Origin of the sequence: Tessaracoccus flavus (assembly GCF_001997295.1) — a bacterium.
Taxonomy (GTDB): domain Bacteria; phylum Actinomycetota; class Actinomycetes; order Propionibacteriales; family Propionibacteriaceae; genus Arachnia; species Arachnia flava.
In genome coordinates this window covers 1,180,930-1,201,845 of the sequence record NZ_CP019605.1, presented here as the reverse complement: position 1 = coordinate 1,201,845, position 20,916 = coordinate 1,180,930, and the positions used below count along the sequence as shown (strand labels likewise).

The 20,916-nt window shown below is 68.7% G+C and carries 19 protein-coding genes; 8 read left to right on the top strand and 11 right to left on the bottom strand.

Annotated features, from left to right (window positions below):
- Window positions 1-21 precede the first annotated feature (21 nt).
- A complete protein-coding gene (locus tag RPIT_RS05420; protein WP_077341379.1) occupies window positions 22-2,097 on the bottom strand; it encodes a DNA gyrase/topoisomerase IV subunit B in 2,076 nt (691 codons plus the stop codon).
- A 125-nt stretch (window positions 2,098-2,222) separates the two neighbouring features.
- On the opposite strand from RPIT_RS05420, the gene RPIT_RS05415 reads away from it, so the two are divergent.
- Window positions 2,223-2,417: a DUF7455 domain-containing protein gene (locus RPIT_RS05415; RefSeq protein WP_418361379.1), complete on the top strand. Its 195-nt coding sequence runs from the start codon at window positions 2,223-2,225 to the stop codon at window positions 2,415-2,417.
- A 73-nt stretch (window positions 2,418-2,490) separates the two neighbouring features.
- Here RPIT_RS05415 and RPIT_RS05410 read toward each other — a convergent pair whose 3' ends face one another.
- The 5 genes from RPIT_RS05410 to RPIT_RS05390 are packed head-to-tail and all read right to left on the bottom strand — an operon-like array spanning window position 2,491 to window position 11,493.
- On the bottom strand, window positions 2,491-3,813 hold the full coding sequence (locus RPIT_RS05410; protein ID WP_077341375.1) for a hypothetical protein: 1,323 nt from the start codon (window positions 3,811-3,813) through the stop codon (window positions 2,491-2,493).
- Window positions 3,810-4,349, bottom strand: coding sequence for a SigE family RNA polymerase sigma factor (locus tag RPIT_RS05405; protein ID WP_077341373.1), 540 nt, complete (start codon window positions 4,347-4,349; stop codon window positions 3,810-3,812). The genes RPIT_RS05410 and RPIT_RS05405 overlap by 4 nt, the downstream gene beginning before the upstream one ends.
- Before the next feature lie 36 nt (window positions 4,350-4,385).
- Window positions 4,386-5,234: an NAD(+) diphosphatase gene (gene nudC, locus RPIT_RS05400; protein WP_077341371.1), complete on the bottom strand. Its 849-nt coding sequence runs from the start codon at window positions 5,232-5,234 to the stop codon at window positions 4,386-4,388.
- Window positions 5,231-8,407, bottom strand: coding sequence for an ATP-dependent DNA helicase (locus RPIT_RS05395; protein WP_077341369.1), 3,177 nt, complete (start codon window positions 8,405-8,407; stop codon window positions 5,231-5,233). Before RPIT_RS05395 ends, nudC begins: the two co-directional genes overlap by 4 nt.
- Window positions 8,404-11,493 (bottom strand): ATP-dependent DNA helicase, encoded by a 3,090-nt coding sequence (locus RPIT_RS05390; protein ID WP_162274503.1) that lies wholly within the window; start codon window positions 11,491-11,493, stop codon window positions 8,404-8,406. The genes RPIT_RS05395 and RPIT_RS05390 overlap by 4 nt, the downstream gene beginning before the upstream one ends.
- Window positions 11,494-11,553: 60 nt before the next feature.
- Between RPIT_RS05390 and ligD the strand changes: the two genes are divergently transcribed.
- The 4 genes from ligD (at window position 11,554) to RPIT_RS05370 (ending at window position 15,125) form a co-directional block, all read left to right on the top strand.
- Window positions 11,554-12,495 carry a non-homologous end-joining DNA ligase gene (ligD, locus tag RPIT_RS05385; RefSeq protein ID WP_077341365.1) on the top strand — a complete coding sequence of 314 codons (942 nt, stop codon included), beginning with the start codon at window positions 11,554-11,556 and terminating at the stop codon, window positions 12,493-12,495.
- Window positions 12,496-12,534: 39 nt separating this feature from the next.
- Entirely contained in the window at window positions 12,535-13,332 is a 798-nt protein-coding gene (locus tag RPIT_RS05380) for a PP2C family protein-serine/threonine phosphatase (RefSeq protein WP_077341363.1), read from the top strand.
- Between the two features lie 22 nt (window positions 13,333-13,354).
- Window positions 13,355-13,579 (top strand): DUF3107 domain-containing protein, encoded by a 225-nt coding sequence (locus RPIT_RS05375; protein WP_077341361.1) that lies wholly within the window; start codon window positions 13,355-13,357, stop codon window positions 13,577-13,579.
- A gap of 238 nt (window positions 13,580-13,817) precedes the next feature.
- On the top strand, window positions 13,818-15,125 hold the full coding sequence (locus RPIT_RS05370; protein WP_237267845.1) for a DEAD/DEAH box helicase: 1,308 nt from the start codon (window positions 13,818-13,820) through the stop codon (window positions 15,123-15,125).
- 55 nt (window positions 15,126-15,180) lie between these two features.
- On the opposite strand, the gene trpS is transcribed toward RPIT_RS05370, so the two are convergent.
- Together trpS and RPIT_RS05360 are read right to left on the bottom strand one after the other, a co-directional pair.
- Complete coding sequence (gene trpS / locus RPIT_RS05365; RefSeq protein WP_077341357.1) at window positions 15,181-16,269, bottom strand: tryptophan--tRNA ligase; 1,089 nt, start codon at window positions 16,267-16,269, stop codon at window positions 15,181-15,183.
- A gap of 58 nt (window positions 16,270-16,327) precedes the next feature.
- Window positions 16,328-17,179: a PHP domain-containing protein gene (locus tag RPIT_RS05360; RefSeq protein WP_077341355.1), complete on the bottom strand. Its 852-nt coding sequence runs from the start codon at window positions 17,177-17,179 to the stop codon at window positions 16,328-16,330.
- An 84-nt stretch (window positions 17,180-17,263) separates the two neighbouring features.
- Between RPIT_RS05360 and RPIT_RS05355 the strand changes: the two genes are divergently transcribed.
- Window positions 17,264-17,734 carry a DUF2505 domain-containing protein gene (locus tag RPIT_RS05355; RefSeq protein ID WP_077341353.1) on the top strand — a complete coding sequence of 157 codons (471 nt, stop codon included), beginning with the start codon at window positions 17,264-17,266 and terminating at the stop codon, window positions 17,732-17,734.
- On the opposite strand, the gene RPIT_RS05350 is transcribed toward RPIT_RS05355, so the two are convergent.
- Genes RPIT_RS05350 through RPIT_RS05340 form a run of 3 tightly spaced genes read right to left on the bottom strand, consistent with a single transcriptional unit; the run spans window position 17,724 to window position 19,217 of the window.
- Window positions 17,724-17,936, bottom strand: a complete 213-nt coding sequence (locus RPIT_RS05350) for a hypothetical protein (RefSeq protein WP_077341351.1) — start codon at window positions 17,934-17,936, stop codon at window positions 17,724-17,726. The genes RPIT_RS05355 and RPIT_RS05350 overlap by 11 nt on opposite strands.
- Complete coding sequence (gene ku / locus RPIT_RS05345) at window positions 17,936-18,745, bottom strand: non-homologous end joining protein Ku (RefSeq protein WP_077341349.1); 810 nt, start codon at window positions 18,743-18,745, stop codon at window positions 17,936-17,938. The genes RPIT_RS05350 and ku overlap by 1 nt, the downstream gene beginning before the upstream one ends.
- A gap of 1 nt (window position 18,746) precedes the next feature.
- On the bottom strand, window positions 18,747-19,217 hold the full coding sequence (locus RPIT_RS05340; RefSeq protein WP_077341347.1) for a DUF6912 family protein: 471 nt from the start codon (window positions 19,215-19,217) through the stop codon (window positions 18,747-18,749).
- Between the two features lie 50 nt (window positions 19,218-19,267).
- On the opposite strand from RPIT_RS05340, the gene RPIT_RS05335 reads away from it, so the two are divergent.
- On the top strand, window positions 19,268-19,597 hold the full coding sequence (locus tag RPIT_RS05335; RefSeq protein ID WP_077341345.1) for a cupredoxin domain-containing protein: 330 nt from the start codon (window positions 19,268-19,270) through the stop codon (window positions 19,595-19,597).
- A complete protein-coding gene (locus RPIT_RS05330) occupies window positions 19,594-20,853 on the top strand; it encodes a hypothetical protein (protein WP_077341343.1) in 1,260 nt (419 codons plus the stop codon). Before RPIT_RS05335 ends, RPIT_RS05330 begins: the two co-directional genes overlap by 4 nt.
- Window positions 20,854-20,916: the final 63 nt, after the last annotated feature.

The window sequence follows — 20,916 nt, the reverse complement described above, 5'->3', positions numbered from 1 at the left end:
TCGAAGGGTTGCGCGCGCCGGTCAGGCGTCGATGCGGTCGGCCTCGAGGGCGTAGGCGCCCTCGATGATGAACTCCTTGCGGGGCGCGACGTCGTTGCCCATGAGCATCTCGAAGACGCGCTCGGCGTCGACGGCGTCGTCGACCGTGAGGCGCCGCAGCATCCGGTGCCGGGGGCTCATCGTGGTGTCGGCCAGCTGATCGGCGTCCATCTCACCGAGACCCTTGTAGCGCTGGGGCTCCTTGAACTTCTGCCCCCGCTTCGTCAGCTCGGCGGCCTTCCGCTGATACTCAGCGTCCGAATAGGTGTAGATGTACTTGTCGTACCCGCGCTTCGGGTTGATCAGCTCGAAGCGGTGCAGCGGGGGCACCGCCGAGTAGACCCTCCCCGCCTCGACGAGGGGGCGCATGTAGCGGAAGAACAGCGTCGCCAGGAGGCACCGGATATGGGCTCCGTCGGAGTCGGCGTCGGCCATGAAGATGACCTTGCCGTAGCGTGCCGCGTCGAGGTCGAAGGTGCGCCCTGAGCCGGCGCCGACAACCTGGATGATGGCGGCGCACTCCGCGTTCTTGAGCATGTCGCCGACCGACGCCTTCTGCACGTTGAGGATCTTCCCGCGGATGGGCAGCAGAGCCTGGAACTCGGAGTTGCGGGCGACGTTCGCCGTCCCCAGCGCGGAGTCGCCCTCGACGATGAAAAGCTCGGTGTTCTCCACCGAGTTGGAACGACAGTCCTTGAGCTTGGGCGGCAGCGTCGACGACTCCAGCGCGTTCTTGCGACGCTGGTTCTCCTTGTGGGCGCGTGCCTGGACGCGGGTGCGGGCGGCGCCCACCACCTTCTCCTGCAGCGTGCGGGCCATCTGGCGGGTCTTGGACGACGAGAAGAACCGCCCCATCTCGGCCTCGACGACCTTGGCCACCAGCCTGGTCACGGGCGGGGTGCCGAGCACCTCCTTGGTCTGCCCCTCGAACTGTGGCTCGGCCAGGCGCACCGTGACGACGGCGGTGAGGCCCTCGAGGCAGTCGTCCTTGATGATCTCCTCCCCGGCCTTCAGGAGGCCGCGGGTGCCCTCGTACGACCTGATCAGCGCGCGGGTGAGGCCCCGCTCGAACCCCTGGACGTGCGTACCGCCCTTGGGGGTGGCGATGATGTTGACGAACGAGCGCAGCGTGGTGTCGTAACCGGTGCCCCACCGCACTGCGATGTCGACCTCCAACTCCCGCTCGACGTCGGTGGGCGTCATCGCCCCTGCATCATCGAGCATCGGGACGGTCTCGACGAATGAATCGCGTCCCTGCAGCCGAATGATCTCCGTGACGGGCGCGTCCGGAGCGAGGAAGTCGGCGAACTCCGTGATCCCGCCGACGTGCACGAACGTCTCGCGCGCGGGCTCGTCGCCGCGCGCGTCCTCGACCTCGAGCCTCAGTCCGGGCACGAGAAAGGAGGTCTGGCGGGCGCGGTCGTGCAGGTGTTTGAGGGACAGTTCCGCGTCGGCGAGGAAGATCTGCCGGTCGGGCCAGTAGCGGACCCGGGTGCCCGTCTTCGCCTTGGCCACGCGACCGGCCTTGCGCAGTCCGCTCTGCGGGGTGAAGGGGGCGTCGGGACCGTCGCCGTCGAACACTCCGGGGACGCCCCGGCGGAAGCTCATCGCCCAGGTGGCGCCGTTGCGGTCCACCTCCACGTCCAGCCGCGACGCCAGCGCGTTGACCACCGATGCGCCGACTCCGTGGAGACCGCCGGTGGCGTTGTACGAGGAGTTGCCGAATTTCCCGCCGGCGTGCAGCTTGGTGAAGACGACCTCGACGCCACTCAGGCCTGTCCGAGGCTCCGTGTCGACGGGGATCCCCCGCGCACGGTCCTGCACTGCGATCGAGCCATCGGCCAACAGTTGAACGTGGATCTGATCGCCGTATCCGGCCAGCGCCTCATCCACCGAGTTGTCGATGATCTCCCAGAGGCAGTGCATGAGGCCGCGGGTGTCGGTCGACCCGATGTACATGGCTGGTCGCTTGCGGACCGCCTCCAGCCCTTCGAGCACCAGGAGGTTCTTGGCCTCATAGTCACGCGAGTGGGGCTGCTTGCTCTTGGGTGTCTGCACCGGGCCAGGCTACCCGCTCGCCCGCACCGGACCGATCCAGCGAAACGCGGGTTCCGAGTCCCGGGAACGAATATGCTTCCCGGTACGTTGAAATGACTGATGTATGAGTTAGGAGGACGGAAATGATGACTGAACTAGCTGCCGACCCGACCCTCACCGCCATCGATCGTTGCGATCGCTGCGGTGCCCAGGCCTACCTTCGCGTCTTCCTACGCTCCGGCGGTGAGTTGCTTTTCTGCGCTCACCACGCACGCGCCCACCGTGAGAAGCTCGTGGAGGTCGCCAGCCGGATCCAGGACGAGACCCACAAGGTCCGCTGAGTCAGCAACCAACCAGATGGGGGCGGTGAGTGATGAACTCACCGCCCCCATTGGATTCATCCAGATGCCGGGCCTATCTCCCAGTGATGCGGACCCGTTCGAGGATCTGCTGCAGAACCGGTGAAGGCCGCCATTGGTGCGTGGCTCCTGTGTGGTCCACGAAGTAGAAGGTTTGCGGACTGCCCCCGTCCCGGAGCCAGAGTCGCTCACCGTTGGGCCACAGAAGTGCTAGTCGCACTGGCGAGCGTGGAGGAGTGCCTGCAACAAGGCTGGCGGAGTCCTGAAGCTCAGAAACTAGGCGATCCCGATCGTCGGCTGGCAGCCCCACGCCATCTTCTCCAGTGCAGACCAGAACTCTGGCGGCCCGGTCCAGGTCGAGCGGCATGAAGCTATCCACTTCACTCGCCAGGCACGGCTTCGCGAAGGGAGGTACCTGGATGGAGGCCCACTCGTCCGTTGCACGTCGTTGCTCGAGCAGAAGATCGCGGAAGGTGGTGAGCGAACCGACCCCTGGCGAGCAGTCGGCGCTGGGGATCGTCAACCGCTCTCGAGTGCCATCCGCATATTCAGCGATGAGCCACTCGTCGGCCGGCTGGGATACGCACTCCTCACTCCGGGTCAGTGTGCCCGAAACAAACTGGGCAGCTCTGCCACCCTCCAACGGCTCGGGGGGTGCATAACGCCAGGATGAACAGAGCCAAACCTTGGCCGCCCCCTGTGTCAGCGATTCGGTGGACGACCGTGCCAGCACGGTTGTGGTACACAGCTCCTCATTCGACTGGTCACCCTCTGCGACTCGTGCCGCCTCGGCGAGCGTCCGTTGTGAGGCGTCTGTCGGGGTCCACAGCCACTCGCCCTGTTCATCGCTGAGGAGCCACCGCGCGTCCGCCCCTTGGTGGAGGATCACTACGCCGTTCCCCGAATTGTCGTGGAGGCGGAGCGTCGGCGTTGCCTGATGGGCTTCGGACGAGCCGCTTCTCTCCCTGCCGTCCCTCAGCTCGTCGATGAGGGCAGTTGCCTCATCCCGGTCCAACTGTTGGGCTCTGAGACGGCCGTTCGACACAACGCAGAGGGTTGCTTCATTCACTGAGTCCAGCGTGGCCGTGCTCTGGAGGCTCTCGATGGCGCAAATCGACTCCGACGGTGCCGTGTCGGCAGAGGGCGGTGCGGAGGTCGCGGGAACTGCGTCCACGAGGGGTTCACGCACGTCCTGGAGCCACTGCACCCCGAGCACCCCCACGACGGCCATCGACGCGGCGACCACGCCGGAACTCACGGCGCGCATCCGCCTCGCTTGTCCCCGCGATGCGGCGGTGCCCGCCCACGTCGTGGTTTCCGGCGCTTCGGGCAATAGACGCTGCAACCTGTCTCGGAAGGGGTCGGTGGAGTAATTCATGATCGGTCATCCTCCTTGGGAAGATAGGAAAGGTCTTGAGTCCTGAGGTGGTGCGAGGAACGCAGTGAGCTGAGGGCACGGTGAAGGTGCGTCTTGACCGCGCCCTGGGATATCCGCAGGAGGTCCGCAGCCTCGGCTGTGCTGCGATCCTCGAAGTAGCGCAGCACAACCACGGCTCGCTGTTGCCTAGGCAGTGCCGCCAAAGCCCGGAGCAGATCCCGGTCAGCCACCGAGTCGTGCCGGGCCGGCTCAGGATTGCCAGCCGGCATCGTTCCTTCCCGCCATGTCCCCGCGCGCCACCAGGACAGATACGCGTGGTAGATCGCGGTCCGGACGTAAGCCTCGAAGGAGTTGCCAGCCCTGTTCAAGCGATCGAACTTGCCCCAGCATCGGCCCAGGGCTTCCTGCACAAGGTCTTCAGCCCGTTGAGTGTCCCCCGTCAGGAGCCACGCTGAGCGCCACAGTGCGACCGAACGCGCATGCACGAACTCATCGAAGGAGTCCCAGGTACGAGTGGCCTCGGTCAGGCCTGTCATTGAAGCTTCCACACTCTCTATAAGCAGATGTGGGCGCTAAAGGTTGACATCCACCTCGGGTAATACTCTCCACCGCTCAATCAGGCTCCGCGCGATGGAGGCCGGGGGTGGGAGGACGAGGCTCCCTTCGCCGACGACCCGGGCCAACTCCGTGCGTGACAGAAACCTCGCCTCCGCGATCTCGAGGCCGTCCGGCCGCAGGGACGCCGACCCGGAGCGCGCCTCGAAGCCGAGCATCAGCGACCGCGGCATCGGCCAGGGCTGGCTGCTCACGTAGGTCAGGTGGGTCAGTTCCACGCCCACCTCCTCGTACACCTCGCGGTGGCAGGCCTGCTCGGCCGATTCGCCCGCCTCGATGAAGCCGGCAATGATCGAGAACCGCTTCGGTGCCCAGGAGGGCTGGCGGGCCAGGAGCAGCCGGTCGTCCGGATCCCTGATCGCGACGATGACGCAGGGGTCGGTGCGGGGGAACGCCCAGTGTCCGCAGCCGACGCACGTGCGCCGGGCTCCAGCGAGATCGGGCCGCGTGGCCTCGCCGCACCGCTCGCAGGGCGGTGATTGCAGGTGCCATCGGCTGAGCGCCACCGCCGTGGCGGTCGGATCGGCCTGGCCCGGTTCGATGTCTCGCCAGGCCAGGGACTCCCCGTCCATCCGGAGGACCGGCCGGGCGAACCAGGGCTCCCCCCGGAACGTTCCGACGAAGATGTCGTCCAGCTGGCGTTGGCCCGGGTCGTCGAGGAAACGAACGCCTTCCGGACCGGCGGAGATGTTGCCTGACTCATCCACCTCGACGACGCGGCCGGCGCGCCACGCCGCGTCGAGATCCTGCTCTGCCCGCAGAGCGGGGCTCCGGTCAAGCTGGGAGGGCTCGCGCCAATCGATCATGACGACAAGCCTGCCGCAAATGCGGTACCGATCAGCGACGCCGGTGCGTCCACGAAGCGAAGATGGTCCGTCAAGACGTGATAGAACGCAGCCCCGACCCGTGAGGGGTCCACCCCACGGGCCTCCGCCCAGGCCTGGCGGTAGACGGCCAACTGCAGCGGATCTGCGGCCCGCGTCGACGTCTTCCAGTCGACGACCAGGTACTCAAGACCGTCGTGAGGCCAGGCGTAGACGGCATCGATCCGGCCGCGCAGGACGTGCGGGCCCCAGTTCATGAGGAATGGCACCTCCACGCCGATGGGGGTGCGGTGGGCGAACTGCCCCGCCTCGAAGGCGCGGACCAACCGGACCAGTTCCTCGCTGTCCGGCGACCCCTCAGCACTCTGCTCCTCCAGTTCTGCAGGGAGCCCGAACCGGTCCTGCAGCCATTCGTGGAACCTAGAGCCGACCCGCGCAGCCAGCGACGGCTGACGCGGCATCCGCCTCAGCAGCGACGTCGCGAACTGATCGGGATCGTTGTGCAGCGCCATGAGCGCCGTGGCCGACAACCCTTCCGGCAACTCCACCGTGCGATCGTGGCGCCGCGAGATCAGCTGGGTCAGGTGTTCGGCGCTCTCGTCCCAGGACTCGATCAGCGCCGCGTCCTCCGCGGAGAGGGTGCCGGATTCCCAGGCCCACTCGTCGGGTTCCTGTGCACGGGCCGCCAGCACGTCCGCGGCCTGCCACACGAGTTGAGCGCCGTCACGTCTCGCTGCGGTGACGTGCTCATCGAAGGAGGCAGGCCAGAGCGCCCGGACCGGTTCCGCCGGCGCCGGGTTGTGGTCCGCCCCACGCGTGGCCGCGTCGATGTGGGTGCCCAACGCCTGGGTGACCTCCTTGATGACCGCGAAGTACGGGGACTCGCGCCGCGGCCTGACGTTGCCCGGTGTCCAGATGTGAGAGGACACGATGAGAACCTCTTTGGCCCGGGTCGCCGCGACATAGGCGAGCCGGTCTTCGGAGAGGCGGTGATCGGCCTTCAGCGCATCTCGGTACTCGGCAAGGCCAGCCTTGGTGTAGTCGCGCAGTTGCGGCACCGAGGATGCGTCACCTCGCAGTGGCGCGGGGAGAGTCATGGCCCTGGTCGGCCAGACCCCCGAGCGGGCCTCTGAGGGGAACACCTTGTCCACGAGGCTCGGGAGGTAGACGGTGTCCCACTCGAGGCCCTTGGCCCGGTGCACCGTCATGAGCTTCACGGAGTCGGCCTCCGTCGGGACGGCCTGGAGCAGTCCCTCACCGAAGTCCTCCTCCGCATCGAGGTAGGCGAGGAGACCGGACAGGGTTCCGTCGCCGTCGACGTCGACGTAGCTGGCCACCTCAGCGACGAACCGGGCCACCTGGCTCGTCTGCCTACCACCCGCCAGCAGCTCTGCCTCGAGCCCGAGAGTCGACACGACCCTCGTCACGAGGTCGGCAACCGGCTCCGCGGCGTGTCGGCGCAGCATACTAATCTCCGCGTGGAACGCGCGCACCCGCCGCCGCCCCTCATCGGTCAGCGCGGCATCTCCAGGGTCGGCCACGGCATCGAGCAGACACACCACCTCCCCAGGATCAGCCTGCGTCACGGCGTGCTCGAGGGCTTCGGTGAGCCCTCGCGGTCCGGCGGAGGCGGCGGCGAGACGCCGAGCGCGCGCTCCCAACGCCTCCAGGTCCCCGAGCCCCAGCGCCCAGCGCGGTCCGGTCAGGAGGGCCGCCACGTCCGGGTTCGCCGTCACGTCGTCGATCACCCGCAGGGTGGCGACCAGCGGCGCCACCTCGGGGAGCCCGAGCAGTCCGCCCAGCCCCACGATCTCCACGGGCACGTCCCTGAGGCGCAGCGCCTCGAAGAGGGGAGCCAGCAGGGCATTGCGTCGGACGAGCACCGCCTGCTCCGCCCACGCAACGCCGGCGGCGTTGCGGGCGATGACGGTCTCGGCCAGCCAGTCCACCTCGTCGCGGAACGTGTCGAAGGTGGCGGAGGCCACCGCCGCCGCCGAGGCCCCCGGCGGAGCCACCAGCGAGACCCCCGCCTCACCGGGTGCGGCGCGGAGCCCCGCGGCAAGAGCGTTGCCGACGTCGAGGATGCGCTGGCCGCTGCGCCGGTTGATCGAGAGAGTCTGCCTCTCCGCGGGACGGCCGTCGGCGCGGCGGAAATGCTGGGGAAAGTCGAGGATGTTTCCCGCCGCGGCACCTCGCCAGCCGTAGATCGCCTGATAGGGATCGCCGACGGCGGTGACGGGAAACCCGTGCCCGTCCGGCTCCCCCGCGCCGCTGAAGAGTTCCCGCAGCAGTGAGGCCTGCGCTGCCGAGGTGTCCTGGTACTCATCCAGCAGGACCACCTTGAAGCGCTGCCGCAGTTCCCGGCCGATGGACGGCACCTGCCGGGCCAGACGGACCGCCTCGCGAAGCTGGTCGGCGAACTCGACCACCCCCAGCCTGCGCTTGAGCTCCTGGTACTGATCGACCAGGTCGAGCAGCTCCCGTCGCTCCGCCGTCGCGTCCAGAGCCTTGGCCACGTCGGCCATCGTCTTGCCGCGGTACAGCGGAGCCTGCGCGAACCTGCTCTCCGCCCGGTCGCACTCGGCCAGGACCTGCTCCGAGCTCACCAGATGTGACTGCATCTCGGAATCGAGGGCCAGGATCCGCTCGGGGATGCTGTGGTGGCTGAGCCTGCTGATGCTGCGGAACGGCCCGGGTGCGTTCGCGACGACCCGGCTGGCCAGGCGGAAACGGCTCGCCCCGGTGAGCATCACCGGATCGCGGTCGATCCCCAGGCGGAGGCCGAACTCGCTCACCAGGCGGGCCGCGAACGAGTCGTAGGTCATGACCAGTTCGGCGCCCTCGCCGTCCCTCCCCGTCAGCACGCCGGCACGGTCGAGAGCGCTGGCGACGCGGTGCGCCAACTCCGCCGCCGCCTTCCTGGTGAAGGTGAGCCCAAGGACCTCCTCGGGCTTCACCTGGCCGGTGCCGACCAGCCAGACCACCCGGGCCGCCATCACGGTCGTTTTGCCGCTACCCGCGCCGGCGATGATCACCGCCGGTTCCAGTGGAGCGGTGATGGCGGTGAGCTGCTCGTCGGAGAACGGGATCTCGAGCGCATCGACGAGTTGGTCTGGGGTGCTCAGGAGGTGGGGACGGATCGGGTGGATGGTCATGAGGAGCGTCCGTCCTGACGTGCGGGGCAGCTGGCGGCGAACTGACAGAACCGGCAGGCACCGCACTCGACGGCATCGAAACGACCGGATCGGATCACCTCGACCCCCTGGGCGATGCGGTCGTGCACCCACGTCGGGCCGGCCTGTGGCTCGGCACCCTCGAGCGCGGGCGAGTCGTCGATGGACGGCTGGGCGACCATGGTCGGCAGCGCGTCGCCGGACCTGACGAACATGAGCGCCGGCGGAGCCACGCGCCGTTCACCCTCTGCAATGCCGTCGAATCCCCCGAGAGCCACAGCCAGCTGATAGACGCCGAGCTGTGCATGGTCGGCGACGTCGGCTGGTCGGAGCGTGGACCGCCCGGTCTTGAGGTCGACGACGCGCAGGGCGCCGTCGAGGGTCCGCTCGAGCCGGTCCACGGAGCCGACGAGCTCGACCTCCTGCTCGGCGATGGTGGTCCGCACGGAGAAGGGCACTTCGACGCCGAGCAGTTCCCCTGGGGCGGTGGCGTGGTAGCGGGAGAACCGGTCGATCGCCTGGTCGATCTCGGTGCGCTCGGACGCGGAGAGCCACTCCGCCTCGAAGGGGATGTGTTCCCACACCTCGTCCAACCGGGCTCTCATCTCATCCGCACTCAGCTCTTCCTCGGCGGCCGCGCGGGCCAGGAGATGGACCACGTCGCCCACCGAGGCGCGCGATCTGCGTGCACTCTCGGCAGCGGCCCTGCGCGAGAGGAACCAACGGCGCGGGCACTCGAGCAGCGTCTCCAGCGACGAGCCGGTGATGCGGACCGGTCCGGCCACGTCGCTGGCAGGGGCGGTCGGTTCGGCCACTCCCCACCAGGTCTCCGGGAGTGCCCCCGGAAAGGCGCGCGACCCGTCGGGCGTGGTGACGGAGCCGAGGCGTGCCAACCGGACCGCAGCGGCTCGGCGCAGCCCCGGGGAGACCTCCTCGTCCGAGACAGTCCGGCGCAACTCCCCCACAAGCGACGCGGCCGACAGCAGCCGGCTCGGCCTACCGTTGACCCGTTCCACATCCACGCCGAGCTCACCGAGGAACCGCGACGGCCTGCCCCCTTCGCCATCGACGCCCTGCACGGCGCTGACGCGGACCTCGCGGCGGGCCCGCGACACCGCGACGTAGAAGAGCCGTCGCTCGGCCTGCAACTGTGAGCTCTGCCCCGGCGGCGCAAGCCCGGCCGGACCCAGCCGGTCCGCGTCGAGCAGCAGGCCCTGGCGGATCAGGCGTGGCCACAGCCCCTCCTGGACCCCGATGACCCAGGCGCGTTCCCATTCCAGCCCGCGCGTGCGGTGGGCTGTCAGCACCCTCACGCCCCGCCCGGAGACCGTCAGCTCGCGGCCCGTGTCCGCCGGGATCTCCTGCGCCGACACCTCGGCGAGGAAGGTACGGATGCCCGAGGCGCCGCGTAGGTCGTCCGCCCTGGCCGCCTGCTCGAAGAGCTCGACGACGGCATCGAGATCGGCGTTCGCGCGCCGGGAGCCCCTGAGTGCCTGCTCGCGCAGCTGCCCCGGCCACTCAGTGCCGTCCCACAGGTGCCACAGGACCTCCTGCACCTCGGCATCGCTCCCGGTCAGGGTCGCGGCCCGCTCGAGGAGCGCGGCCAGAGCTCGGGCCCTCTCTGCTTCAGGGCTGTCCATCCCGTCCAGCAGGCTCGGGTCTGCCAGGCACCGGCCCAGGAGGGCGGCCGAGTTGCCGAGCGATCGGTGGCGGGCCAGCAGTGCCCGACCGATCTGTCGTTGCGCCACGCCGTCGAGCCCGCACAGCGGGGAGGAGAGCAACAGCCGGGCGTCGTCTGATTCGGGGGCTCCCCCGTCGGCGGCAATTCGAAGGGCGAGCAGAAGCGTCGCGACCGCGGGCTGCTCGGCCAGCGCGATCTCATCGCCGGAGACGTCCACCGGCACGCCCAGCCGGATCAGTTCCGTGGCGACCGCACTGAGCTGACCCCGGCCCGCGCGGGTGATGACCACCAGGTCCTGCCATGACGCGCCTTCCTTGGCGACGGCCTCGCGAAGCTCCGCCGCGACGTGCGCGAGTTCGGCTGATTCGTCGTCGAAGACCCCCGCGGCCACCACGCCGCCACCGGCTGCGGGCGCTGGAACAGGCGCAGCCCCGCGCCCGTCCAGACGTGCGGAGAGGTGGGCCAGCGCATCGACGACCGCGCTCGATCCACGATGACCGCCGCCGAGCGGGATGACCTCGGCGCCGGGCAGCGAACCGAGGTCAGCAATCGCGGTGGCGCTCGCTCCCCGGTACCCGCCCACGCGCTGGTGCGGATCACCGACCGCCAACAGTGGCAGTCCCAACCCCGCCAGGTCGCTCAGCAGCCCCACCTGCGCATGGTCCGATTCGTGCGCGTCGTCGACGATCACAGCGTCGAAGGCGGCGCGGATGCCGTCGGCTACCTCGGGCTCGGTCAGCAGCAGCCGGCACCGGTAGATGAGCTCGGCGTAATCGAGGGTGGCGGAGAAATCACCCACCGTGAGGTAGAGCTCGATGAAGCGCGCGGCCGCCGCGAAGACGTCGTCCCCGTCGTGCGTCGCCATGGCCTCGACGGTCGAGGGATCCAGGGAGAGCTGCCGCACGCGCGCCAGGACCTCGCGGAGCTGCCGCGCGAAGGCTCGGGTGCCGGCGGCGGCGCGCGCCTCCTCGGGCCAGAATTCAGCGGGCAGCCCCTCCAACAGCTCGCGGATGCGGGTCTCCTGTTCGGGCGCCCGCAACAGCCGCCACGCGCTGTCCTCGTGCGGCCAGTAGCGCTGGAGAAGGCCCAGCGCGAGACCGTGGATCGTCGTGACGCTGGCCGCGGTCTGCGCGCCCGGCAGCTGGCGGCTGATCTGCCGGCGCAGCGTCTGCGCCGCCGCACGTGACTGCGCGAGCACGACCACCCGGTCGAGCGAGCTTCCGGCCCGCACCCGCTGAGCCGCCGCTGCCGCGACCACCACCGACTTGCCAGTGCCCGGCCCGCCGACCGCGACGCGGACGCCCGACCAGCCGCGGGCCGCGCTGGTCTGCTCCGGAGTGAGCGTCGGCACTGCCGCGACGCGTGGGGGCAGCAGGCGGTTCCTCATGGACTCCATGCTTCCAGGAACCTCCGACGTTTTCACGCCGGCCCGTGGCAGGGTTGCTCCATGAGTGAACGGATCGCCACCGAGGTCGACGGCGTGCAGCTGAGCCTCAGCAACCTCGACCAGCCACTGTTCCCCAACGGCTTCACCAAAGGTGAACTGATCTCGTACTACCTCGAGATCGCCGAGGTGATGCTCCCGCATCTGAGCGACCGGGCGATCACGCGGGTGCGCTTCCCCGACGGTGCAGGCGCGCCGTCCTTCTACGAGAAGAACGCTCCCGCCGGCACCCCGGAGTGGGTCCGCACAGTGGATGTGGCCACGTCGTCGGGGCCCATCAGCTACGTCACCGCACGCCAGCGGGCCGACCTCGTGTGGCTCGCCAACCTGCGGGCGATCGAGCTGCACACACCGCAGTGGCGCTTCGTGGACGCGACGCAGGGAGATGGCGGGGTGATCCTGGACGGCCCCGACGAGCCTCGCGCCACGACGCTCATCATCGATCTCGACCCGGGTCCCGGCATCACCCCAGAGGACTCGGCGAGGGGCGCGATCATCGCAGCGACGACGTTGGCCGAGCTGGGGCTCGAGGCGTTCCCCAAGACGTCCGGCAACAAGGGCCTCCAACTCAGCGTCCCGATCCAGCCGACGCCGGCCTCCGAGGTCTACTCCTTCGCGCAGGCGCTGGCCAGGCACCTCACTGCCGCCCACCCCAAGCTGTTCGTGGCCACCATGAGCAAGGACGCGCGTGGGGGCCTCATCTTCGTCGACTTCGCCCAGAACTACGCGGCACGCAACACCGTGACGGCCTACTCGGTCCGCGGGCTGGACACACCGTCGGTCGCCACGCCGCTCACCTGGGACGAAGTGGCCGCCCTCCAGCCGGATTCGACCCTGCGGACCAGCCCCGCCAAGGTCATGGCCCGCGTGCAGGACCTTGGCGACCTGTGGCAGGCTCAGGAACCCACGTCGTCGAGCCCGTCGCTCCCGGCGCCGCCCTCGTGACAAGATTGCCCTACCCACAACTTCGCCGAAGGATCGCCCATGGTCGACTCCGCACCCCGCTCCAGCGCCGAGCGTGCCCACTACCTGCGGTCGCCCGCCCCCTGGGTGGCAGGCGCCAGTGATGTGGGATTGAGGCACGAGACCAACGAGGACGCCCTCGGGCTGGCTGTGCGCTCCGAGCCCAGTCACGCGGCAGTCCTGGCCGTGTCGGACGGGGTCACCACCGCCCACGGTTCCGAGGTCGCGTCGCTGGTCGCCACCGAAACCGTCGTCGATGAACTGGTCACCCGCCACTCCAAGGGGCAGGTGGCCGAGCAGGCCCTCGTGCACGCATTCGCCGCGGCTCAGCGCTCGGTCGTCGACGCCAGCGACCAGACGTCTGCCTGCACCCTCGTCGCGGCTGTCATCGACGGGCGGTCGGTCTCGGTCGGCAACGTCGGAGACTCCCGCGCCTACTGGATCCCCGACGCGGGCGGCGTCGAGTCCCTCACCACCGACGACTCCCTGGCGCAGGCGCGGATCATGCTCGGCATGACGCGGATGGAGGCGGAGCAGTCGCACCACTCGCACGCCCTCACGCGGTGGCTCGGCCGGGAGTCCTCCGATGCGACCCCGGCCGTCACGACTCTCACCGTCGACGCCCCGGGGTGGCTCCTCCTGTGCACCGACGGCCTCTGGAACTACGCCAGCGATCCCGCCGACCTGGCCGATCTCGTCCGTCAGCAGGCGAGCCGCGCCCAGTCGACGGACGCTCTCGCCGATGCGCTGGTCGGGTGGGCGGTGGCCAAGGGGGGCAAGGACAATGTCACCGTCGCGTTGGCCCGCATCGAGGGTTGAGTCCGGCCGCTAGAGTGGCGGCATGGAAGTCAAGATCGGCATCACCGACGTACCCCGCGAGGTCGTCATCGAAACCGCCGCCACTGCGGACGAAGTGGCCTCATCGCTGCACGATGCCCTCCAGTCGGACGGATTCTTCGAGCTCGTCGACGAGAAGGGGCGCCGTGTCCTCGTGCCCGCTCGCAAGATCGGCTACCTCGATCTGGGTTCCCCGAGCGCCCGCACGGTGGGCTTCGGTTCCGTCTGAATCGGCCCTCGGGAGGCGGTGCGATAGACTCTCTCATCGCGGAGCAGCAGCGCCCCGCCTCTGGCCGCGCCAACCGCGCCCGAGTTCTCTTACGAAGGTTTGACCCCTGAGCGACAACGAGATTGCGGTCGACGAGACATTCGCCGACCTCGGCATCCACGAATCCATCACCTCGGCCCTGGCGGAGGTTGGCATCGTCCACCCCTTCGCCATCCAGACCCTGGCCATCCCGCTCGCGTTGAGCGGCACCGACCTCATCGGGCAGGCACGCACCGGCACCGGCAAGACGCTCGCGTTCGGCGTGAGCCTCCTGCACCGCATGGTCACCCTCTCCGACGGCGTCAAGCCAGCCCACGGGAAGCCCCGTGCGCTGATCGTGTGTCCCACGCGCGAGCTGGCCCTGCAGGTGGGCCGCGACCTCGACGTCGCCGGCAAGCACCTCAAGATGCGCGTCCTGACCATCTACGGCGGCACCGGCTACGACGAGCAGTTGGACGCCCTCGACAAGGGCATCGACATCGCAGTGGGCACGCCCGGCCGGCTCCTCGACCTCGCGGACCGGGGCGCGTTGAGCCTGGCTGAGATCCAGGTCCTCGTCCTGGACGAGGCCGACGAGATGCTCGACCTCGGATTCCTGCCCGACATCGAGCGGCTGCTCCGCAAGACGCCGCAGGACCGCCAGACGATGCTGTTCTCCGCCACCATGCCCGGGCCCATCATGGCCCTGGCGCGCGCGACGCTGAACAAGCCCGTCAACATCCGGGCCGAGGGCCACGACGCCAAGATGACGGTGCCGGACATCGAGCAGTTCATCTACCAGGCCCACGACCTCGACAAGCCCGAGTTGGTCTCACGCATCCTGCAGGGCCGTCAGACCACCAAGGTGATGATCTTCTGCCGGACGAAGCGCTCGGCCCAGCGTCTCACCGACGATCTGGTCGATCGTGGCTTCGCGGCCGCCGCTATCCACGGCGACCTCAACCAGCAGGCCCGGGAACGCGCGCTGAAGAAGTTCCGCGCCGACACCATCAAGGTCCTGGTCGCCACTGATGTCGCCGCCCGTGGCATCGACATCACGGGTGTCAGCCACGTCATCAACTACGAATGCCCGGACAACGACGCGGCCTACGTCCACCGCATCGGTCGGACGGGCCGTGCGGGTAACTCCGGCATCGCGGTCACGCTCGTGGACTGGGCTGACGTCAACCGGTGGAAGCTCATCGACCAGGCGCTCGGCCTGGACATCCCCGACCCCGTCGAGACCTACTCGTCGTCGGCACACCTCTTCGAGGACCACGACATCCCCGAGGGCACGAAGGGGCGCCTCCCAGGCGCGCCCGCCGCTCGCGAGAAGGCCGTCGACAAGCGACGCGCTCCCGACGAGGAGGGTCGACGCCGCCGCAGCCGTCGCTCCACGGAGGCCGCTGGGGACCATCCCGCTGAGAAGTCGGTCGGCTCCGCCGACGGAGAGCGCAAGCCGCGCCGTCGCCGTCGCCGTACCCGCGGAGGCGTGGACGTGCAGCCGGAGACGACGCCACAGCTGTGACGTACGAGAGAGGCCGACCCCGCCCGGGGTCGGCCTCTCTCGTACGTCACAGGGCTCAGTAGCTCATCCGCATGGCAGTGCGCACCTCGTCGAGCGTGGCGTCGGCGATCGCGTTGGCCCGAGCGTTTCCGTCGGCCAGCACCCGCTCCAGGTGCCCGGGGTCCGCGACCAACTCCGCACGGCGGGCACGGATCGGGGCGAACTTCTCGTTGACAGCCTCCGTGACCAGCTTCTTCAGCCCGCCGCCACCGCCGTCGCCGATCTGGGCCGCTACATCCACCGGGTCCCGGTCCAGGCACAGTGCGGCGAGGTTGACGAGGTTCGACACCTCGGGACGGTTCACCGGATCGTAGGTGATGGTGCGGTTCGAGTCGGTCACGGCACGCTTGAGCAGTTTGGCCGTCTGATCCGCGGACATGCCGATCTCAATGGTGTTGTTCTTTGACTTGCTCATCTTGGTGCCGTCGAGACCCAGCACGGTACCGGACTTGCTCAGGAGCGCCTCCGGGGCCGGGAAGACCGGCTGCGACTCGTCGGCCCGACCGTAACGCTCGTCGAACCGCCGCGCGATGACGCGGGCCTGCTCGAGGTGCGGCAGCTGATCCTTCCCGACCGGCACCAGGTTGGCCTTGCAGAAGAGGATGTCGGCGGCCTGGTGGACGGGGTAGGTGAGCATGAGCCCCGACATGGGGCGGTCGCCGGTGTCGTCGGTTTCCGCCTTCACGGTGGGGTTGCGGCGCAGTTCCGCGTCCGTGACGAGCGAGAGGAACGGCAACATGAGCTGGTTGAGTGCGGGTACGGCAGAGTGAGCGAAGATTGTCACGTCGTTCTCGTCCAGCCCCGCGGCCAGATAGTCGGCGAGCAGCGAGTACACGCGCTCGCGGATCGGGCCGACCCCGTCGCGGTCGGTGATCACCTGGTAGTCCGCGATGAGCACCATCGTCTCGACGCCCATCCGCGCGATGCGCACCCGATTCTCCAGCGAGCCGAAGTAGTGCCCGATGTGGAGGTTTCCAGTGGGCCGGTCGCCGGTGAGGATCCGGAACCGGCTCGGGTCGGTGCCCAACTCGGCCTCGATCTCCAAGCTTCGGCGCGTGGAACGTGCGAGCGATGCGTCTGTATCGAACATGCCCTCGTCGGACATCGGCTACCTACCTCGGTGCGGGGGAATCTGGCCGCCCCAGCCTAGCGCGTCGCCAGACTCAGACCACGCCACCTCGGCGCCGGATCCGCGCGACGAGATCCCGGTAGGCCGACGGCCGCGTCAGGTTGGCGCCGAGCGGGTGGCCCTTCTTTCCCGTCCCGTGGTAGTCGCTGGAGCCTGTCCGCACCAACCCCAGCCTCGCCCCCATCTCGAACAGGAGCGAGCGGGTGTCGACATCGTGGTCCTCGTGATCCACCTCGAGCCCTTCGAGCCCGTGGCTCTGGACCAGCGACTCGATGTAGGGCGCCGACAACGCGTCCTTGCCCTGGCGACCCCAGGGGTGCGCCAGCACCGCGACTCCCTTGGCCGCGTGGATCAGGTCGATCGCGTGCTCCAGAGGGCTCGCGTAGCGGTAGACGTAGCCAGGACGGTCCTCCCCCAGCCACTCCGCGAACGCCTGATCCCGGTCCGCGACGTAGCCCTTCGCCACGAGGGCATCCGCGACGTGGGGTCGCCCGATCGTCGGCGCCCCGTTCGCCGCGGCCATCACGTCGTCCAACGTGATCTCCAGTCCCTCATCGCTCAACGCCTTGACCATCGCGGGGAGTCGGTCCGTGCGCGCAAACCGGATCTTGGCCAGTTCGGCGTTGAGCGCTCGGTCGAAGGGGTCGCAGCCGTAACCGAGCAAGTGCACGGGCCGGTGGTTGTGTTCGGTGGACATCTCGATGCCGCAGAGAACCTTGACCCCGATCCGTTTGCCCGCCTCCTGCGCCTCCATCACACCGCCGAAGGTGTCGTGGTCGGTCAGCGCGATGACATCAAGGCCCGCCTCGAAGGCCTTCATGACGAGGCTGGTGGGGGTATCTGTTCCGTCGCTCACCCTTGAGTGCGTGTGCAGATCGATTCTCATGCCGTCATCCTAGGGGACGGACCCCTCAGCGGGATGAGGTCCGCGGCCGGCGGATCATTCGGTGCGGCCGGATAGGCTGGACGCATGAAACTGGACTACAAGCAGACCTACCCCGCCGAGCCGGCCCGCGTGGTCGAACTGCTGAGGAATGAAGACTTCATCTCCGACGTCGCGAGGCACGCCGGCGCCACCGAACACAGGGTGGAGGTTCGGGCGGACGCAACGCTGCTCTCCATGCGGATGCCGGTTCCGGAGAAGCTCACGAAGTTCGTCGGGGAGACCATCCAGCTCAACCAGACGTTCCGCTTCACCGATCCCGGTCCCGACGGCGTTGCCCACGGGACCGTCGACGTGGACGTGCCCGGCATGCCGGTCGACGTCGATGCGCGCGGTGTCCTGCGCCCGGAGGGGGATCGCACCATCGGCCACTACACCGGAGACGTCAAGGTGAAGATCCCGCTCATCGGCAAGAAGGTCGAGGCACAGGTGGAGCCCTTCATCCGCGAGGCCTTCGACGGCATCGAGCGGCGCGCCGCCGACTGGCTCACCCGCTGATCACGAAGCCGTCGCCGACGACCAGCCCGCGCGCCTCGTCGGCGGCGGCGTCCGTCAGGACGAGGTAGACGACCTCCTCGTCATCGTCCTCCCCGAGGAAGCGCTCCCGATCGGCCTCGACATAGAATCCCGCGCCAGCGAGCGCCGTGATAGTGGCCTCGGCGTCGTCCTCCTCGTGGAAGGAGATCGTCGTCGGCTCCATCAACCGGCCTTCGCGGCGGACGCGTCCTCGCGGCGCTTCTTGGCCGCCTCGACCGATGCCTTGAGCGCCGCCATGAGGTCGACGACGTCGCCCGTGGGGGCGGACGTGTCGGACTGCTCGGGCAATGCGGTGCCCGCGAGTTTCGCTTCGACCACCTCGAGCAGCGCCTCCCGGTAGGAGTCCGTGTACTCCGCCGGGTCGAACTCCCCCTCGAGTTGCCCGATCAACAGCTTAGCCATCTCCATCTCGGCATCGGTGACGGTCACCTCGCTCGACGGCGAGGCGAAGTCCCCGTCACGCAGCTCGTCCGGCCAGTACATCGTGTGCATCAAGAGGAGATCGTCCTTCGCGCGGACCAACGCGAGAGACTCCCGGCTGCGCAGCGCCACCTTCACGACGGCGACCTTGTTCTCCTTGGCCAGCGCCTCCCGCAGGAGCACGTACGGCTTCTGCCCCGGCCCCTCTGCCTCGAGGAAGTAGGTGCGCTGGAAGTACGTTGGGTCGACCTCGTCCTGGTCGACGAACTGCACCACGTCGACGCTTTTGAGCGTGCGCAGCGGCAGGTTCTCGAAGTCCTCATCGCTCAGGATCGCGATGCGCCCGTCAGCGGCCTCATATCCCTTGGCGATGTCGGCGTAGGCGAGCACCTCCCCGCACTTCTCGCAGACACGCTGGTAACGGACGCGCCCCCCGTCGGCCGAATGCACCTGGCGGAAACTCACGTCCCGGTCCTCGGTGGCACCGTAGAGCTTCACGGGGATGGAGACGAGCCCGAACGAGATCGAGCCCTTCCAGATGGATCGAGGCATGTCAGCCCTCCCGTCGGTATTCGACCACGTCGTTCCACAGCAGATCGTGATTGTGCAGCAGGTCCTGCACGGCGGGCTGATCCCAGGCCTGGTCGATCGTCATGCCCTTCGAGATCGCGGCCGCGTCGGCCACGTCGACGCCGGGCTCGTCTGCGAACCAGGCCGTGATGGCCGAGGGTGGGCAGGACCGTAGCCATACCTGCCCGTTGGTCGGGTCATCGCCCGGCTCCACCGAGGCGGGGTCCACCTCGGCGACGACGATCAGCCGGGTCCCGTGCGCGGCGAGGCCAGCCACCGAGGCCAGGATGAGTGCCGCGTACTCAGCGTCCTCCGTCTCCTCAGCACCGTAGCCGAGCTCCTCCAGGAGCTCGGGAGTCACGGAGTAGGCGGTCCGGTCGACAAGCTCCGAGCGCCCAGCCAGCGCGCCCATCTCGTCGGGCGCGATGGGGATGAAAACCAGTCGACGTCTCATGCCTCCAGCGTAAGTGCAACCGATGGAGAAAGGGAGTAGGTTCGGTGCCGATGAAGCACGTGTTCCGCCTGGTAGTAATCCTGCTCGTCGGCCTGCTTGCCGCCTGCAGCGCACCGTCCGCCGAGCCGCAGACGGTGGAGCTGGTCGTCACCGATCCGCCCGCACCCACCGTCCGCGTCGAGGTCCCGCTGGGCGCGGAGGTGACGCTGCGGATCACGTCGGCCATCGACGACCGCGCCCATCTCCACGGCTACGAGATCGAGCAGGACCTCGAGGCGGGTGTTCCGACCGACATCGTCTTCGACGCCACCATGTCCGGCACCTACGAGCTCGAGTCCCACGTGACCGACGCCATCTGGGCCGACCTGGTCGTGAAGTGACACCCCTCCACGGAATCGCCTCGCGGAGCGACCTGCCACTGCCCTTCGAGCTCGTCCTGGCCGGAGGCGCTCTCGTCCTCGTCCTCACCTTCTGGGTGGCGTTGTTCGCGTGGAAGTCCCCGAGATTCACCGAGCGCAGTGGCACTCCCCTACCCCGACTGACGAGGGTGGTCGATGCCCCCGCCGCCGTGTGGTCCCTGCGCATCGTTTCGATCGCGCTCTGGGGGCTGGCGGCGGCAGCGCTGCTCTTCGGGGTGGACCGGATCGACAATCCCGTGTTCGGTTTCGTCTTCGTTCTGATCTGGGTCGGGCTCGTCCCCGTCTCGCTGTTGTTCGGGACCGTCTATCGGCGCACCAATCCGATCCGGCTCCTGCTGTCCCGCTGGGAGACGCTCAACGAGCGCACCACGGGGGAGAGTTGGGCACCCGCAGCAGTGGCGTTGTTCGCCTTCCTCTACCTCGAACTAGTCCAGCCCGACGGGGCCACGCTGCCCGTGCTGCGCATCTTCACCGCGCTGTGGTTCGCCTGGCTGGTCATCGGCGTGCTCGTGCGAGGCCCCAGCTGGATCGCCAGGGCTGATCCCTTCGAGGCCTACGCCACCTCGACGGCGCGGCTCTCCCCCTGGGCGCGGGACGGAGCCGGGACGCTCCTGGCCATCAATCCGTTGCGCAATCTCGCTTCCTGGCGCGCGCCCCGGCACCTGGCGCTCGTTGCGGCCGTGATCCTCGGCGGCACGCTCTTCGACGCACTGTCCAACTCCGCCTGGTGGGTCCGGGCCACCCAGGCACTCGATCAGGCGGTCTACTGGCCCCTCGGGCTGGCCGGACTCGTCGCGAGCATCGGCCTCATCTACGGCCTCTTCAGGCTCGGTGCGCTCCCGTACCGCGACCTCACGGCCGACGACCTCGCCCCAGGTCTCATCCCCCTTGTCGTCGGCTACGCGCTGGCCCACTACGGGACCATGCTGTATCTGGAGGGCCAGCGCACGCTGTTGCGCTTCAGCGATCCGCTGGCCCGAGGCTGGGACCTGTTCGGGGGCGCGGAAGCCGCACCCTCGACCATCCTGTTCGCCTTCCCGACAGCGGTCGCCATCGCGCAGGTTGTTCTCATCGTCGGGGGCCACGCGATCGGGGTGCTGGTCACTCATGACATCGCGCTCAGAACCAGAAGCCGCCGTGTCGCGGTCCACCTGCCGCTGCTGAGCATGATGGTGGTCTTCACCGTCGGGGGTCTGCTGCTCATGTTCGGCGGCTGACGTCGAGGGTGTTGCCCACCCGGGCTCAGGTGTTGTCCCACCTGGTTGCCGTGTTGTCCTCTG